This window comes from Levilactobacillus brevis, assembly GCA_021383565.1.
Taxonomy (GTDB): Bacteria; Bacillota; Bacilli; order Lactobacillales; family Lactobacillaceae; genus Levilactobacillus; species Levilactobacillus brevis_B.
This window is the reverse complement of sequence record CP079699.1, coordinates 1,687,013-1,702,196: the sequence shown is the minus strand read 5'-3', so window position 1 is coordinate 1,702,196 and position 15,184 is coordinate 1,687,013. Positions and strand designations below refer to the sequence as shown.

Annotated in this window: 13 protein-coding genes; 8 read left to right on the top strand and 5 right to left on the bottom strand. The window is 50.6% G+C overall.

The features are described 5' to 3' along the window. Positions 1–132: 132 nt before the first annotated feature. Positions 133–1,296 (top strand): DUF998 domain-containing protein, encoded by a 1,164-nt coding sequence (locus tag KB236_08005; GenBank protein UIF28488.1) that lies wholly within the window; start codon positions 133–135, stop codon positions 1,294–1,296. Positions 1,297–1,341: 45 nt separating this feature from the next. Here KB236_08005 and KB236_08000 read toward each other — a convergent pair whose 3' ends face one another. The 4 genes from KB236_08000 to KB236_07985 form a co-directional block, all read right to left on the bottom strand. Then, entirely contained in the window at positions 1,342–1,878 is a 537-nt protein-coding gene (locus KB236_08000) for a hypothetical protein (protein ID UIF28487.1), read from the bottom strand. Positions 1,879–2,004: 126 nt separating this feature from the next. Next, positions 2,005–2,346 carry a transglycosylase gene (locus tag KB236_07995; GenBank protein ID UIF30325.1) on the bottom strand — a complete coding sequence of 114 codons (342 nt, stop codon included), beginning with the start codon at positions 2,344–2,346 and terminating at the stop codon, positions 2,005–2,007. A gap of 303 nt (positions 2,347–2,649) precedes the next feature. Then, the gene (locus tag KB236_07990; GenBank protein ID UIF28486.1) at positions 2,650–3,480 is read right to left on the bottom strand and encodes an undecaprenyl-diphosphate phosphatase; all 831 of its coding nucleotides are present in this window, start codon (positions 3,478–3,480) and stop codon (positions 2,650–2,652) included. A 146-nt stretch (positions 3,481–3,626) separates the two neighbouring features. Continuing rightward, positions 3,627–4,538 (bottom strand): hypothetical protein, encoded by a 912-nt coding sequence (locus KB236_07985; protein ID UIF28485.1) that lies wholly within the window; start codon positions 4,536–4,538, stop codon positions 3,627–3,629. 209 nt (positions 4,539–4,747) lie between these two features. Here KB236_07985 and map point away from each other — a divergent pair, with 209 nt between their 5' ends. Together map and KB236_07975 are read left to right on the top strand one after the other, a co-directional pair. Further along, positions 4,748–5,536 carry a type I methionyl aminopeptidase gene (gene map / locus KB236_07980; protein UIF28484.1) on the top strand — a complete coding sequence of 263 codons (789 nt, stop codon included), beginning with the start codon at positions 4,748–4,750 and terminating at the stop codon, positions 5,534–5,536. 377 nt (positions 5,537–5,913) lie between these two features. Further along, positions 5,914–7,101 (top strand): multidrug effflux MFS transporter, encoded by a 1,188-nt coding sequence (locus KB236_07975; GenBank protein ID UIF28483.1) that lies wholly within the window; start codon positions 5,914–5,916, stop codon positions 7,099–7,101. 125 nt (positions 7,102–7,226) lie between these two features. Here the strand turns inward: KB236_07975 and KB236_07970 are convergent, their stop codons facing one another. Next, entirely contained in the window at positions 7,227–7,532 is a 306-nt protein-coding gene (locus KB236_07970; GenBank protein UIF30324.1) for a metalloregulator ArsR/SmtB family transcription factor, read from the bottom strand. A gap of 157 nt (positions 7,533–7,689) precedes the next feature. Here KB236_07970 and cadA point away from each other — a divergent pair, with 157 nt between their 5' ends. From cadA to KB236_07945, 5 genes are all read left to right on the top strand, one after another. Next, positions 7,690–9,597, top strand: coding sequence for a cadmium-translocating P-type ATPase (cadA, locus tag KB236_07965; GenBank protein UIF28482.1), 1,908 nt, complete (start codon positions 7,690–7,692; stop codon positions 9,595–9,597). Positions 9,598–9,836: 239 nt separating this feature from the next. Next, a complete protein-coding gene (locus KB236_07960) occupies positions 9,837–11,294 on the top strand; it encodes an NCS2 family permease (protein ID UIF28481.1) in 1,458 nt (485 codons plus the stop codon). Between the two features lie 96 nt (positions 11,295–11,390). Next, positions 11,391–11,579 (top strand): hypothetical protein, encoded by a 189-nt coding sequence (locus KB236_07955; GenBank protein ID UIF28480.1) that lies wholly within the window; start codon positions 11,391–11,393, stop codon positions 11,577–11,579. Positions 11,580–11,898: 319 nt separating this feature from the next. Continuing rightward, positions 11,899–13,194: an MFS transporter gene (locus KB236_07950; GenBank protein UIF28479.1), complete on the top strand. Its 1,296-nt coding sequence runs from the start codon at positions 11,899–11,901 to the stop codon at positions 13,192–13,194. Positions 13,195–13,281: 87 nt separating this feature from the next. After that, positions 13,282–15,168, top strand: a complete 1,887-nt coding sequence (locus tag KB236_07945; GenBank protein ID UIF28478.1) for a DUF2264 domain-containing protein — start codon at positions 13,282–13,284, stop codon at positions 15,166–15,168. The last annotated feature ends 16 nt before the right edge of the window (positions 15,169–15,184 follow it).

Genomic DNA, 15,184 nt, shown 5'->3' with positions numbered 1-15,184 from the left:
ATAGAAAGTTGCTGAAATTGCCGACAATCTGTCGGCAATTTTTTTAGAGTCCGCCACGGGTGATCACCAGAAACGTCGTTAATTTCCGCCTAGATTTGCTATAATTAGTGGGAATAGTTACAGGAGGAAAACATGAAAAGTAAGGATTTTAACTTAAAAATCCCGGCGAACATCGGTGAGCAACTGAAGCTTGATGGCGATACGCCGGTAAAACTGGTGGTTAAGCGGGATCGGTTGGTCGTGGAATTTGCGGAATCCCGGCGGCGAATCTTTCAGAACCGGCTGATGTGGTGGCCGGTCATCGCGGCCTTCATTGTCAGCATTGGCTATTACATCTTTTGTCGCTGGCAGGGCATTCGCCATCTCAAACTATCCGGGGATAACTCCCTCGCAACCGGTCTGATCGTTACCGGAGTGGTCATGGGAACGGTGTTATTTGCCATCTTCTTTGTTCGAGATCGTAATAACCCACAGAATCATTTCACGAAAAATATCTATTGGCGAAATTTTCCGGTTATTGTGCTATCCTTTGCGCTGATTCTGGCGTTGGTGCTGGTCGGCAGTATGTGGTTGTTAGGAATGCTGTTCAACGGCGCTAGCTTCGATCGGATCACCGCCAGTATGATTATCTTTGTCTTCGGGGTGTTTATTAATCTGGCCATGATTTACTTTGCCCAGGCGGTCGACGCGGGTGTCCTGTCAACCGTCCTGACGCTGGTGATTATCAGCGGCGTGGTCATTTCTATGGCTGTCAACAATGAACGTTACTGGTGGCAACACAACTTGAGCTTTCTGGGGACCAGCCACGCGTCCAGCGGGTGGCAGTTTAACGCGACGCTGATTTTTTCGGCGCTCCTGATGATTGCGTTAATCGATTACCTGTTTGTGAGCCTGCAGGAATACTACCCGAGTTCCCGGCGGCTGATTGTACTCCGGATACTTCTGACACTGACTGCGATCAATCTAGGGCTGGTCGGCGTCTTTCCAAACAACATTTCGTCACATCTCCTGCACGACCAGGTGGCGAGCTTCCTGATTTACTGTGTGTTGGCACTGATTATTGGGGTTCGTTGGTTGTTGCCGCAGATCACCAAGGAATTTCTCTACCTATCGTACGGTGTCGGGGTGGCCTTGGCCGTTGCCGAAGTGTTGTTTCGAGGAATCGGCTACTTTTCCTTGACGGCGTTTGAAATGGTCGCCTTCGTGATGGCCTTCGGGTGGTTACTGATGCTACTGGATCGTATTGAATCGCTGATTAACGTGGGGACGGAGAGTACCATTTCATTAGATGACTAAGTAAGGATCATTCGAGTCGGTGCCATGTCGGTGCCGGCTTTTTGGCTACTGATGGTGAGTGATGACGGTCATCTTTTCGGGCATGGATCGGACCTTGGCTGCCGCATGATCAGCGTTGACTTGTTTGACAATTTCGGTGAGCGAAGCCGTCTTGGTCTGGTCCTTGCGGAAGGAGTGGACGATCATGCTGTCGTAAAGAACGTGCTGGTCCTTCAGTCGGAACCAGTTAGGGGCGAGATTCTTAGCGCTGTCCTGGATATGTTGATCGGGCCATACGAGATACTTGGTCTGACCGTCACGCGGATAGCTTTCGACCTGCCAACCCAGCTTGAAGTCGGAGACCTCCTGCCAGCGTTGGAGCTTGGAGTGTTTGATGGCGAAATAAATGATGGCACTGTAGGTCAACTTGCGGTCACGCTGCAATTCTGCACGCGTGAGTTTGGACGTTGTTGGGTGCTGGCTGGCACGTTTGGCTGCGGTGGGGGCGCTGGCTTGCGAGTGATTAGTGGTCAAGTGAGGGAGCAGAAGAATTCCCACGCCCAATACCAGAATGACGAGTCCCAGGCTAAGCATCTTCTTCATTTAGCATCAATCCTTCAGTCATTTTAGGGTAGAAAAAAGGCAGTTAAACGCAACGTACGGGTTTAACTGCCAGGTTCAAGGTCACAATTATGTAGTTGAAACCGCGGTTAAGCAGTCTCGCTGGTTTTAGTACCAGTGATGACTTTGCCAGAACTTCTTGGCTTTCGTCCATGACCCATAACGGCCACTGACGTAACGGTTGGCGGTCTTTTCTTGGTTAGCGGGTGAGTAGTCACCGTGCAAGTAAGACTTCAAAAGTTGGTAACGACCGTAACATCTGCCGTTACGCGCCGAATAGTTATAGCCGGATTCGCGCTTAGCAATCCATTTCTTGGCTGCTTTTTGTTTTTTAGACAGGCCGGCATTAATCTTGGCAATCTTCTTAGCCTGACTAGCGGATACCCGAGTTGACGCCTGGGCAGTCGTGGTTTGTTCAGGAACTAAGCTTGACGTCACGTCGGTCACCATGCCGAAGGAAAAGCCAAATAAAAGTAAAAATGAAGCAAATTTAATTGTAAGTTTTGATTTCGACATATTTTTTAATCTATCCAATCTGTTTTCTTAATACTTAACAGCATACCCGAGAAGTATTGCAGTTTAGTTACTGTGTAGTTAAAAGGCTGTCACATTTGATTGCAGATTGTTGCAAACGACGTTATCCAGCGCTTTCAAACGTATAACCCAGTGGCTAAACCGAGATTGAATGGTAATATGACGAGAAATCAGCTAAAACTATTGATTAATCGGTCATTGAATATTCTGTGGGGCAACTTAGTGGTTCACAACCCCGAAGTAGACGATGACAACGACACCTAAGATGATGCGGTACCAGCCAAACGCCTTAAAGTCGTTTTGACGAATGTAATTCAACAAAAACTTAATGGCGAGGTAAGCAACGACAAAGGACACGATGACACCGGTCAGTAAGACGATCGTTTGACTGCCCGTGAAACCATTACCGTGAAGAAAGTATTTCAGAATCTTCAGTAGCGAGGCCCCGAACATGGTCGGAATGGCCAAGAAGAAGGAAAATTCGGTTGCCACGAAACGTGAGGTCCCAATCAGGATGGCGCCGAGGATGGTGGCCCCGGAGCGTGAGGTGCCGGGAACCATCGAGAGAATTTGGAAAATTCCAATGAAGAGGGCAATCTTAACCGGTAGCTGATTGAGATCGTTGAAGCGGGCCGTTTGGTGGCGGTTGTAGGTCTCAATCACGATGAACAAAATCCCATAGACGATTAAGGTTGAGGCGATGACCTCCCAGCTGGTCAGGTGAGCCTCCATCCAGTCGTTGAGCGGAAGGCCGACAATGACTGAGGGCAGGACGGCGAGAATCACTTTGAACCAGAGTGTCCAAGTCTGATGACGTTCGAGTTTATTCTTGCTCGGGGCCCAGGGGTTGAGTTTGTTGAAATAAAGGACGACGACGGCAAGAATCGCGCCGAGTTGGATGACCACCATAAACATATTGATAAAAGCCGTGGACTCGTGTAACTTGATGAATTCATCGGCTAAGTAGAGGTGTCCGGTGTAACTGATGGGTAAGAATTCCGTAATTCCTTCAATGATGCCCAGAATTGCGGCTTTTAGAATATCTAACACGTTAAAACCCCTTTGTATGTAGTTGGCCTGAATGGTAACTTTCAGGATACGGGAGTGATGTAAAACTAACGTGTAGTTTACGTAAAAAGTTTGTAAAATGAAAAAAGGCAACGATTTCCTTCCAGAAGTCGTTGCCTTAGGTGTGCTTAATTATTTTCCGAGGCCAAGCCCGTCAGTGCCGCGAGTTTGCGGTAAGCAAAGGTCGCGCCCAGGAAGAAGCAGGCGGCCAGCGTCGCCGCAATCGGTAGTGTGTGGAACATATTGGCCGGTAAGACCAGCGCCAACAGTGGAAAGGCGTAAGCGGCCGGAAGCTTAATTCGCAAGAGTTGCAGGAGCACGAACACCAGCGGCAGCGTGATTAGTGTGGCCAGCAGCCATGACCCAATGACCAGGTGAACCAGTACGCCAATGGTCGCCGCACCACCTAGAGCGATGATGTGCTTGACCGCAAGTTTTCCGCTGTAACTGGATTTTTGCGAGACCTCAAAGAAGACGACCAGTACCGGTGGAATTCCAGACATTTGCGGATAGCCGGCTAGCCAGACTGCCCCGATCCAGACGGCTGCGGCGAGTACGAAGCCCAGCATGTGTTGGTAGTGGAGCGGATGCCCCGCGGGTTGGCCCTTGTAGTGACCTTGCAGGAGAACGCCCACCATCAAGGTCAGAGTAAACGCAAAGATCGCGAGGATAAAGGACCAGTGCGTGGCGTTGATGATGATTGGCAACAGCCCTGTGGCGAAGGATGGCGCCAACGTCGACCGTAGCACGTTGAGGAGTAACAAGATGAAGAGCAGGGTAATGCCAACCTTTTCCGGATAGCTGATGGATAGTTGATTGACGACGAAGCCAATCACCGCGGTGCCGGAAGGAGCGAGAAAGATTTTAAGGGGTTGACTGACCCAGGTGGGGTTGTGATAAATCCACATCCCCGCCGTCAGCGCACCAATTTCGGGAAGAATAATTTCATAATCGTTGAGCCCAGTGGCGATGCCAACCATCGTCAGGACGAGGGCGAAGCCGATAAAGTAATCGCGGACGTCACGTTTCGTGAGTGCCATGGGGCACCTCCTTGTTGTTTTTACAAATTCCGTGTGAAATGCAGCAAAAGTGATTGTAACACGTTTCCATAAAATATTCAGGTCTGAAAAGCCACTGAAAACGGTGTCATTAGGGATTTGACGTGAATTACTTTTTTAGGTTGAAGCGCCCGCCCAGTAGGGTATACTGAAAATAACACTTAAAACGTAGACAACCATCAGGAGGCAACATGATTTCTTTAAAATCACCACGCGAAATTCAGGGGATGCAGGCGGCCGGCGATATTCTCGCTGGGCTGTTTCATGCCCTGACGGATTATATCAAGCCAGGGATAACGACCTGGGATATTGACCATTTTTCCTACCAATACATTATTGACCACGATGCCACGCCGGGTGAGCTGAACTTTGAAGGCTATAAATACTCGACCTGTGTGAGCGTCAATGACGTCATCTGCCACGGCTGTCCCAGTAAGGACGTCCTGATTAAGAACGGCGACTTGGTTAAGGTGGACACCGTCATCGACTACCACGGTTACTTGAGTGATGCTTGCCACGCCTTTGTGGCGGGCCAGCCTTCCACGGAAGCTCAGAAATTAATGGATGTTACGCTGAAGTCACTGTATCTAGGGATTGACCAAGCGGTTGTCGGCAACCGAATTGGCGATATCGGTTTTGCCATTCAGAATTATGCCGAGAACCAGTTGGGGTACGGCGTGGTGCGCGACTACATTGGTCACGGCATCGGCCCGACCATGCATGAAGACCCAGACGTACCGCACTATGGCAAGGCCGGTCACGGTACGCGGCTGAAGGCGGGGATGACGATTACCATTGAACCGATGATCAACGTGGGCGATTGGGCCTGCAGCGCGCCGGCCGATGATGGCTGGACCATCTCAACGGTTGACGGGAGCCTGAGTTGCCAGTACGAGCACACCATCGTGATCACAACGGATGGGCCCAAGATTCTGACGTCGTTTGACCATGAGTTGGATGCGTCGTATCTATTGAAATAACTGCAGATGAAAGAGAGTGGGACAAAAGGCGGTTAGCCGGCGAGCATTAAGGCTGATAACCGAATAATCCTGGGCTTGGATTGTTTGGTTATCAGTTTTAAGCGGAACCGGCTGCTTTTTGGCGCACGTTTCGGCCATTTAAAGTTGGCTCAAAAGGGGTCTGGGATGTTTTGTCCCAGACCTTTTTTTGACTAATTGTAGAGATTTAGGCACCGTGCCAGCAATCGACGCTTGACACTCCCGCGGATTTCCCGTAATGTGAAACGCAACTTAACAGAAAGGGGTGACCATCCATGACGCTACAAACGTTAATGGCCTGCGTCCCCGCAGACGGAAAAGGACGTTTTTCCTCAAAGTAAATTCTAAGGAGAAATACGATGAAAAACGTCCGTCCATCGGTCCCTTCATTGGGATTGATGATTACACTCGTGGGATTTCCACAAATCAGCGAGTCAATCTTTACCCCGGTGTTACCGCAACTACGCCGGGCTTTTACGGTGAGTGCTAACCAAGTGCAACTCACCATGAGTACCTATTTCGTGGCCTTTGCCCTGGGTGTCCTGATGTGGGGGCAACTGGCTGACCGGTGGGGTCGGCGACCGGCCATGTTAGCCGGCATCGCCGTTTATTTATTGGGAAATATTGGATTATTGATGAGCCCGCATTTTCTGACCTTGTTGGGGTGGCGATTGATCCAAGCGCTCGGAGCGAGTGCCGGATCGGTGGTAACCCAGACGATCATGCGTGAAAGTTTTAGTGGTGTGACCGGCGCAAAAATTTTTGCCAAGACGAGTGCCGCGATGGCCCTGGCACCAGCCTTGGGTCCCCTAATTGGTGGGGTCATGCAGACTTACTTTGGTTATCGCAGTGTCTTTGCCACTTTGGTCACCATGGCCGTGGCTGTGGGGCTATATGCATTGAGTCGGCTGCCCGAAACGCAGACTAGCCGTCCACCACGGATTCAGCAATGGCGTGTGGTGCGCCGTCTGTTGACCGACCCCGTTGTCTGGGGTTATGGGCTACTCATCGGCGGCATCAATGGCCTCTTGTTCAGTTATTACGCTGAAGCGCCGTTTGTTTTTATGACCCACTTTGGCTATTCGGCCGTCCAATACGGGTGGCTGGGCTTGGTACTGGCCGGTGCCAGTCTGTTTGGCGCTTTGCTGGTCAATCGGTTACTGAACGTTTGGACGCCGGAACAAGTCGCACTGCGCGGCCTCATCTTCAGTAGTCTGGCGAGTGTTGGCCTGGTGGTGGCTGCCTATTGGCAACAGGCAACGCTAATGATTATCGGCATCTTTTTGACGTTTCTGGGCCTCAATGTGACCTTACCCAACGCCTTGAATCGCGCGTTGGTGGGGTATGAGGCGGTTATGGGTAGCGCTAGCGGTTGGTTTAGCCTCGGCTACTACCTGCTGGTCAGCGCTCTGACGTGCGGAATGAGCTGGCTGCACAATGGAACGGTTCAGACTTTGCCGTGGTATATGGCAGGATTGAGCTTCGGGATGCTGGTGATTTTCGTCTTACTCGTGCGTTCGCGGTCTCGAGTGCTGGCGCCGGAGTGAAGCTAACTAAATCGGGTAGCTTATTGGGCATGATTTGCTTAGCGTCCAGTGCGAACCATCTTACCAAACTGTAAAATAAAAACCGACCTCATCGCTGAGGTCGGTTTTATTGTGGACTTGTTTCATTATTCCTGAATATGTGCCTTGACCAGTTCGAAGATTTCGAAGATATGTTCGTCGGCCAAGGTGTACTTGATAAATTTACCGTCGCGTTCACCGATGACGAGTCCCGCCTGACGCAAGGTCTTCAGCTGGTGGGAGACGGCTGATTGCGAAACATCCATAACCGCCGTAATTTCACTGACGGTCCGGCTGTTCTGGTAGAGCAACGAGAGAATCTGATAACGAGTGGCGTCGCCGAACGTTTTGAAAAGGTCGACGCTTTTTTTGATTTCCGTGGTTGTTGGGAGCTGATTATTTTGATTTTCCATATTCATCACCATGGCTTTCATTTTACCATAAAAGGGACCGGCGAGTTTGTCCACTTTGGCGGTTGACACGGGGAATGGATATGTTATGATGAAGCCATACATATGAGCGAGTATTCATATAAACGGTTGTTCATATCTAGTCTGGGAGGCGAGTACGATGCGGGAATATCTAAAATTAGCTGAAACCAAACGGAACTTAGCCCTGATTCTAGGGAGCATGGGGCTACTACTCATTGCCACTTTTTCACCGTTTCTGAAAGCGGTTACAATTGGGCTATACCTGTTGGCCTATCTCTTGGTAGGCGGGCCAATCCTGGTGGAAGCGGTTCGGGACCTTTTTACCGGTAAGCTTTTTGGAGAAGCCTTTCTCATGACGGTGGCGACGGTCGGAGCGCTCGCCATCCAGCAGTATCCCGAAGCGGTAGCAGTCATGCTATTCTACCGAATTGGTGAATTCTTCCAAGATTCCGCCGTCAATAAGTCCAAACGCTCAATTACGGACCTTTTGAAGATTCGACCGGACTATGCCAACTTGGTGGTCAATGGCCAGACCCAGCAGATCACGCCGGACCAGGTTCAGGTGGGCGATACGTTGATTGTACGTCCCGGGGAAAAGGTCCCCGCCGATGGGATCGTCACGAGTGGGGAGACCTATTTGGATACCAAGGCGCTGACCGGAGAAACCAAGCCGATGCTGGTTGGAAGCGGCGATCAGGCATTGAGTGGCACCATCGTGAGCAATGGGGTCATTGAACTGCGAGTGGAGAAGGCCTACGCCGATTCAACCGTCGCTAAAATTTTAGAATTGGTTCAGGACGCCACGACCCAAAAGACCAAGACGGAGAACTTCATTACCAAGTTTGCCCGGGTTTATACCCCGGCTGTGGTCGGGATGGCCATTCTGTTGGCAACCGTGCCGCCGTTGTTCTTCGCCCAACCATTCAATGCGTGGTTGTACCGGGCGCTCATTTTCTTAGTCATCTCGTGTCCGTGTGCTCTCGTAATTTCCGTGCCGTTGAGCTATTTCGGTGGGATAGGGGCCGCCTCGCGGGCAGGCGTCCTGATTAAAGGGAGTAACTATCTGGAAGCACTGAACCAGGTGAAAACGGTGGCCTTCGATAAGACTGGAACGTTGACGCGTGGCGAATTCGCGGTGGTCAACGTGGCACCGGTCAGTCTGAGCAAGTCGGCACTAATTCAACTCGCGGCGCGGGCCGAGGTAGCGTCACCGCACCCGATTGCCAAGTCGATTGTCGCACTGGCTGGTTATCAGGACGACGGTCAGACGGCCGCCGAGGAATTGGTCGGATTAGGCGTGAAGGCCCAAGCCGATGATCAGCCGCTGTACGTGGGGAATGCTAAGTTGATGCGCCAGATTGGCGTTACGGCTGATTTGCCAAGGAGTCCCGCGAGCACTATGGTTTACGTGGCTTGGGCAGGTAAGTATCAGGGCGCCATCGAGGTCGCCGATGCCGTAAAAGAGACGACGATTCCAGCTCTGGCTGCGCTTAAGCAAACTGGCATTCGTCAGACCGTTATGCTGACGGGGGACAACCAGCAAGTCGGTCAGGCCGTCGGTGAACAGATTAAGATTGATGCGGTCAAGGCTGAATTATTGCCGCAGGATAAGGTAGCTGAGATGGGCAAGCTGAAGGCCCAGCTGAAGCCGAAGGAAAAGTTAGCCTTCGTCGGCGATGGCCTCAACGACACCCCCGTACTGGCCAGTGCCGATGTCGGAATTGCCATGGGCGCATTGGGTTCCGATGCGGCTATCGAGTCGGCAGACATCGTCTTGATGAACGACGATCCACTGGCCATTCCACGCACAATCACGATTGCCAAACGCACCAAGCAAATTGTGTGGGAGAACATTGTCTTTGCGTTAGGCATTAAGCTGTTGTTCCTGACGCTGGCCGCCTTTGGTATCACGACCATGTGGTGGGCCGTCTTCTCCGACGTTGGTGTGACGCTGATTGCGGTTCTGAACACGTTACGTTTACTGTTGATTGGTCGGCAGGAGAAGCCGCAGAAGATTCAGAAGACGTTGGCGAAAGTTAACGGTTAGCGCAATTAAATCGTAAGAGGTATCCCGTAAGGTCACGTACTGGACTTTACGGGATTTTTGACGTTCCGAGCCAAAAGGAGATGGTAGTGGGAGACAATCACTTGCGGATCAATTAATCAAGTTCGTGTATCGTATATTTTTCTTGGCTTTTTCACGACTATCTGGTATAGTTATCCTTATAAACACCGATATTATTTTTATTAATTATTATATTGTTCGTATTTTAGGAGGAATCCATCGTGGATAAGTTTTTTAAACTTAAGGAATCAGGTACCACTGTCGGTACCGAGATTGGGGCCGGCGTCACGACTTTCTTTGCCATGTCATATATTCTCTTTGTTAATCCGCAGATTCTGGGGCAAACGGGGATGCCGCAACAGTCCGTCTTCTTGGCCACCATTATTGCCTCGGTTGCCGGGACGTTAGTGATGGGCCTCTTTGCCAATGTGCCCTATGCGTTAGCCCCGGGGATGGGGTTGAACGCCTTCTTCACCTACACCGTGGTGATGGGGCTGGGTTTCACCTGGCAACAGGCCCTGGCGTTGGTCTTCTTCTGCGGGATCATCAACATTATCATCACGGCCACTAAGATTCGGAAGATGCTAATTTCGGCGATTCCCGTCAATCTACAGTTAGCGATTAGTGGCGGGATTGGCGCGTTCATCGCATATGTCGGTTTGAAGAATGGTAACTTCCTGCATTTTACCAGTGATGCCAGTAGCTTGCTAACGGTCAATGGGAAGGCCTTCGATGCGACCCAGGAGACCTTCAAGCACGGTATCAATACGGTGGTCACCAACGGGAGTATTACGCCGGCCCTAGCCGTTTTCAATTCGCCGGCACTGATTCTGGCTGTGATCGGGCTGGTGGTGACCGTGATTTTCAAAGTCCGCAAGGTGCCGGGCGCCTTACTGATTGGGATCTTAACCACCACCGTGATTGGGATTCCGATGGGCGTGACCAACCTGCATCTGGCCAGCGGTTACTCGATTGGCGCGTCCTTCCATCAATTAGGAACGACCTTTCTGGCGGCGTTTTCGTCTGAGGGAATGGGGTCACTCTTTGCCGAGCATAACCGGGTGATTCTGGTCTTGATGACGATTCTATCGTTTAGCCTGTCCGACACGTTTGACTCGCTGGGTACCTTCATCGGTACGGGACGCCAGACCGGGATCTTCTCTGGTAAACGTGAGCTGGAACTGGAGGCGCAACCGGGATTCAAGTCGAAATTAGACAAGGCCCTCTTCGCGGATTCCATCGCGACCGGGGTGGGGTCAATCTTTGGGACCTCGAACCTGACGACTTACGTGGAGAGTTCCGCCGGGATTGGTGCCGGTGGACGAACGGGGTTGACCAGTGTGGTGGTTTCCATCCTGTTCCTGTTAAGCTCACTGGCCTCTCCGCTACTGTCGATTATTCCCACGGCCGCGATTGCGCCATCACTGATTCTGGTCGGTATTATGATGATGAGTTCCTTTAGCCAGATTCCGTGGCACGACTTCGGCGAGGCGATTCCCGCCTTTATGACGGCGTTCATCATGGCCTTTGCCTACAACATCACGTACGGAATTGCGGCGGGCTTTATCTTCTACTGCCTGGTGAAGACGGTGGAAGGCAAGGCCAAAGAGGTCCACGGCTTAATCTGGATTGTCTCGGCATTGTTCGTGATTAACTTCGCGGTATTGGCGTTTGTTTAGAGACTGGATGGGTCTGCAAAGTTCGTAAGCGTCTGACCGGACGTTCGCGGTCGGCTGTGTTACCCTAAAGATAATCTGAATGAGGAGGGTCAGCCGATGCATCAACACTATCAAACGCTCGCCACCACTGGAACACTTAAGATTAAACGCAAGGTGGACGGGCGGATGGAAAAGACGGTCAGTCCCGTTGTTGACGTTGATTTGGAGACCGGTGAAGTCAAGTTAGTGGTGCCACCTCAGGAGTTACAGAAGCTACGTGCAGACGCCCAGATATCTAATCTGTAAAAATTGAATTTAATGGTGAGCAGTCCCTTGGTTGTGTGAGGGGCTGCTTTTTTGATTAATCGCAGTAAAAAGTATTTTTGCTGGACGGATTCCCAGCATGACACGTATTTTAGTAAATCAGCGCAAAATACAGTAATGTTTTACTAAATTATCTCTATACTTTACGAAATGAAAGCGTTATAATCCATTTGTAAGCGTTTTTATTAAACGTAATTTTGTAGATTCACACTTGTTCTCGGTGACAACTAAGCCGAGAACAAAAAATTACGCCAAAAAGAAAGCCCTTACAAAATTTATACATACTTAGGAGTGAGAAATAATGTCGAAAAAGGATCAGACGGACAAGAACGCCGTTAAGGCTGGTGTCGGGGTCGTTACCAACGCCAAAGTTAAAGACGAAGAACAACCGAAACTGCCTTGGATGGTTTCTTCCGCCATGTTTTTAGCGCCATTATGCTGGTATGGACCAATTGGGTCTACTAGAAGTGTTTTAATTCCGCAATTATTCGCCCAACTCGATCCTGTACATAAAGTCTGGGCCGTTAGGATTTTAGCCACGGTTGCCTCCATCACCGGGGCCGTTGCCAACCTATTATTCGGGGCCTTCTCTGATGTGACCCGGACACGCTTTGGGAAACGGAAACCTTACATTGTTTTAGGGACGATTGCCGTTGCGGTTTCACTGATTGTGATTGCCAACGTCAAATCGATTGTCGCTATCATCTTTATTTGGATTATCGCGGCCGCGGCCGAAAATGCCATTGCCGCGGCGATTTACCCGCAAATATCGGACCGGGTTGCTCCGAAATGGCGGGGCACGGTTTCGACGTTCTACGGGGTTGGATTCACCATTGCCCAACAAGGATTCGCGCTGTTAGCCGCCCAATTCTTGGGTAATGTTAAAATGGGGATTTACTTCATGGCCGGCAGTACCGTTGTCTTAGCCATCATCCACTTGCTTCTGATTAAGGAAAAAGGGAACTTGGATGAACCTAAGGTCGCTTTAAACAAAGATACCTTAAAGAAGTACTTCTTCTTCCCAACTCACGATGCTCGAGACTTTTACTTGGCTTTGATCGGTAAGTTCTTCATGGTGGTTGGGTCAACCATTGTTACGACGTTCCTGCTCTTCTTGTTCACCGATTACATCGGTCAAGGAACCAGTGCAGCTGGGAAATCCATTTCAATTTTCTCCTCAATTATGTTAATCATCGGGGTTATCTTCGCCCTGATTGGGGGACCATTAGCCGACAAGTTGAACCGAGTTAAAGCGCCTGTTGTGATTGCAACCTTCGCTTTAGGCTTTGCCGCTTTGTTCCCACTGTTCGTTCAGAAGCCATGGGCAATGTTTGTTTACGCCGTCATTGCTGCCTTCGGTAATGGGTTGTACAACTCCGTCGATGGTGCCTTGAACATGGACGTTTTGCCTTCTTCTGATACGGCTGGGAAAGACTTGGGCTTAATCAACTTAGCCAACACGTTGGGCCAGATGCTGGGGGCCATGGTGGCTTCTGCCATCGTTGCTGCCTTTGGTTATGGTGCAATCTTCGTCTTTGCCATCGTCATGGAATTAATCGGTGGGATTGCGATTGCCATGATTAAGCGAGTACGATAAATGTTGATTAGCGTGTCATGATGAAAAGACTCTATGTCAGTGACGGCGTAGAGCCTTTTTGACAAAGTGTGTAAAGGAGGACTTCACTTGAAACGACAATTGTTTAACGAACAGATTAAAGCGAATCCGTTGAGAAGCAAGGCTGACGTTAAGGCCGCGTTGCTGGATATTTTAAGCCCAGCAATGGATGTCTTGAGTCAGCAGAAGCAAAAGGGGCGGTTCCGCATGAGTGATAGCGGGGCGGTCTATCTCCAAGATAAGACGGAGATTGAAGGCTTCATGCGGCTCCTCTGGGGGCTCGGTCCCTTCTTCAGTAATGCCGAGAACGTCAAGGGTTATCCAGAATGGTTTGAGATGGTCACGCAGGGAATCTTAGCGGGGGTCGACCCACAATCGGATAGTTATTGGGGCGGTGACCTTGGCGACTACGATCAACTCTTCGTTGAGATGGGGGCACTGACAGCCTTTCTGTACGAGACCAAGCCTAACTTCTGGGATAGCTTGTCGACGACCCAGCAGAAGCAAGTCATTGACTGGATGAACCAGGTGAATGGCCGAGTGGTCCCCAAGACCAACTGGCTCTTCTTTAGAGCGATGGTCAACAAGTTTATCACCGATACCGGCTATGCCGACCATGCTCAGCTGGTCGCCGATGATTATGCAATCACCAATACCCACTATCTCGATAACGGCTGGTCCTACGATGGGTATCAGAATCAGATTGATAATTACATTCCGTTTGCCTACCAGTTCTTCACCCTATTAACGGTGGGACTGACCGACTGGCAGGGGGATGAAGCGACCTTACTGCGAGAACGCGCCAAGGCCTTTGTTCCCAGCTATGCCAATTGGTTTGCGGCCGATGGGGCGGCCTTACCCTATGGTCGAAGTCTCGATTATCGGTTTGCCCAAGCGGCTTTCTGGGCAGTGGCGGCTTACGCCCACATCGACCTGCCAACCGACTATACGTTAGGAGATATTAAGCACCTGCTCCTCAATAACTTACGGTGGTGGTTCCAGCAAAATATCTTCACAACGGATGGTCTGATTCCGATCGGCTATGCTTATCCCAACATGGTCTTTGCGGAAGGGTATAACGGCCCAGCCTCAGCTTACTGGGCATTGAAGACCTTTATCTTCTATGCCTTGCCCGATGACGACCCGTTCTGGACGACGCCAGAGAGTGAGGACTTTAAGTTTGAGGCCCTGAAGAAGCAGCCAGAACCGCGTATGCTGGTGGCTCACAGTAAGACTGGCCAAGAAGTCCAGTCCTTTACCGCGGGCCACCATTCCCACGAACACGCGGCTGGTGCTGCGAAATATGAAAAGTATGTTTATTCCTCTTCCTTTGGGTTCAGCACGCCTAAAGGCTCGGTTCTACTGAAACAGGGGGCCTTTGACAACACGTTGGCGGTCTCCGAATCAGATAACTTCTGGCGGACGGCCTTCAAGTACGCCGATTATCAGATTCACGATGATTACGTCTATTCTGACTGGCAGCCTTGGGACGACGTGGAGATTAAGAACTACGTGATCCCCGCAATGCCTTGGCACGTACGGGTTCACCAGATTGAAACGGCCCGGACACTTCACCTTGCCGAAGGGAGTTTTGCTGGTCCTGATAGTGGCGATCCACAAGAGCGCGAGATGCCGGTGAAAGCCAAGAATGCCGTCTTTTATCGGACTCGCGTAGGGATTACCGGCCTGGTCGGGTTATCAGATAATTTAAAAGTCGAGTTATCTGTACCGGAACCCAACACCAACATCTACTTCCCTAAGACGAAGATTCCGCTACAAACGGGAATTTTAAAGCCCGGGAAGCATACGCTGGTTTCCCTGTATTTGGGTGACCGGGAGCTGGAAAGCCTTGATGCTGACGGAAAAATCGTCGTGCCGACGGTTGCGCTCGTGGGCAATCGGGTGGAAATCACCCTGAATGGACAGACCACCAAGATTACGTTGGCTGAATTTTAAAGAAAAGTTTGGAGGA

What these genes read in the sequence shown, in the direction of transcription:
- KB236_07970 (UIF30324.1), bottom strand. Translation starts at nt 7,532, where the DNA reads ATGGAAAATCAAAATAATCAGCTCCCAACAACCACGGAAATCAAAAAA.
- KB236_07995 (UIF30325.1), bottom strand. Translation starts at nt 2,346, where the DNA reads ATGGTGACCGACGTGACGTCAAGCTTAGTTCCTGAACAAACCACGACT.
- map (UIF28484.1), top strand. Translation starts at nt 4,748, where the DNA reads ATGATTTCTTTAAAATCACCACGCGAAATTCAGGGGATGCAGGCGGCC.
- KB236_07955 (UIF28480.1), top strand. Translation starts at nt 11,391, where the DNA reads ATGCATCAACACTATCAAACGCTCGCCACCACTGGAACACTTAAGATT.
- KB236_07975 (UIF28483.1), top strand. Translation starts at nt 5,914, where the DNA reads ATGAAAAACGTCCGTCCATCGGTCCCTTCATTGGGATTGATGATTACA.
- cadA (UIF28482.1), top strand. Translation starts at nt 7,690, where the DNA reads ATGCGGGAATATCTAAAATTAGCTGAAACCAAACGGAACTTAGCCCTG.
- KB236_08005 (UIF28488.1), top strand. Translation starts at nt 133, where the DNA reads ATGAAAAGTAAGGATTTTAACTTAAAAATCCCGGCGAACATCGGTGAG.
- KB236_07985 (UIF28485.1), bottom strand. Translation starts at nt 4,538, where the DNA reads ATGGCACTCACGAAACGTGACGTCCGCGATTACTTTATCGGCTTCGCC.
- KB236_08000 (UIF28487.1), bottom strand. Translation starts at nt 1,878, where the DNA reads ATGAAGAAGATGCTTAGCCTGGGACTCGTCATTCTGGTATTGGGCGTG.
- KB236_07950 (UIF28479.1), top strand. Translation starts at nt 11,899, where the DNA reads ATGTCGAAAAAGGATCAGACGGACAAGAACGCCGTTAAGGCTGGTGTC.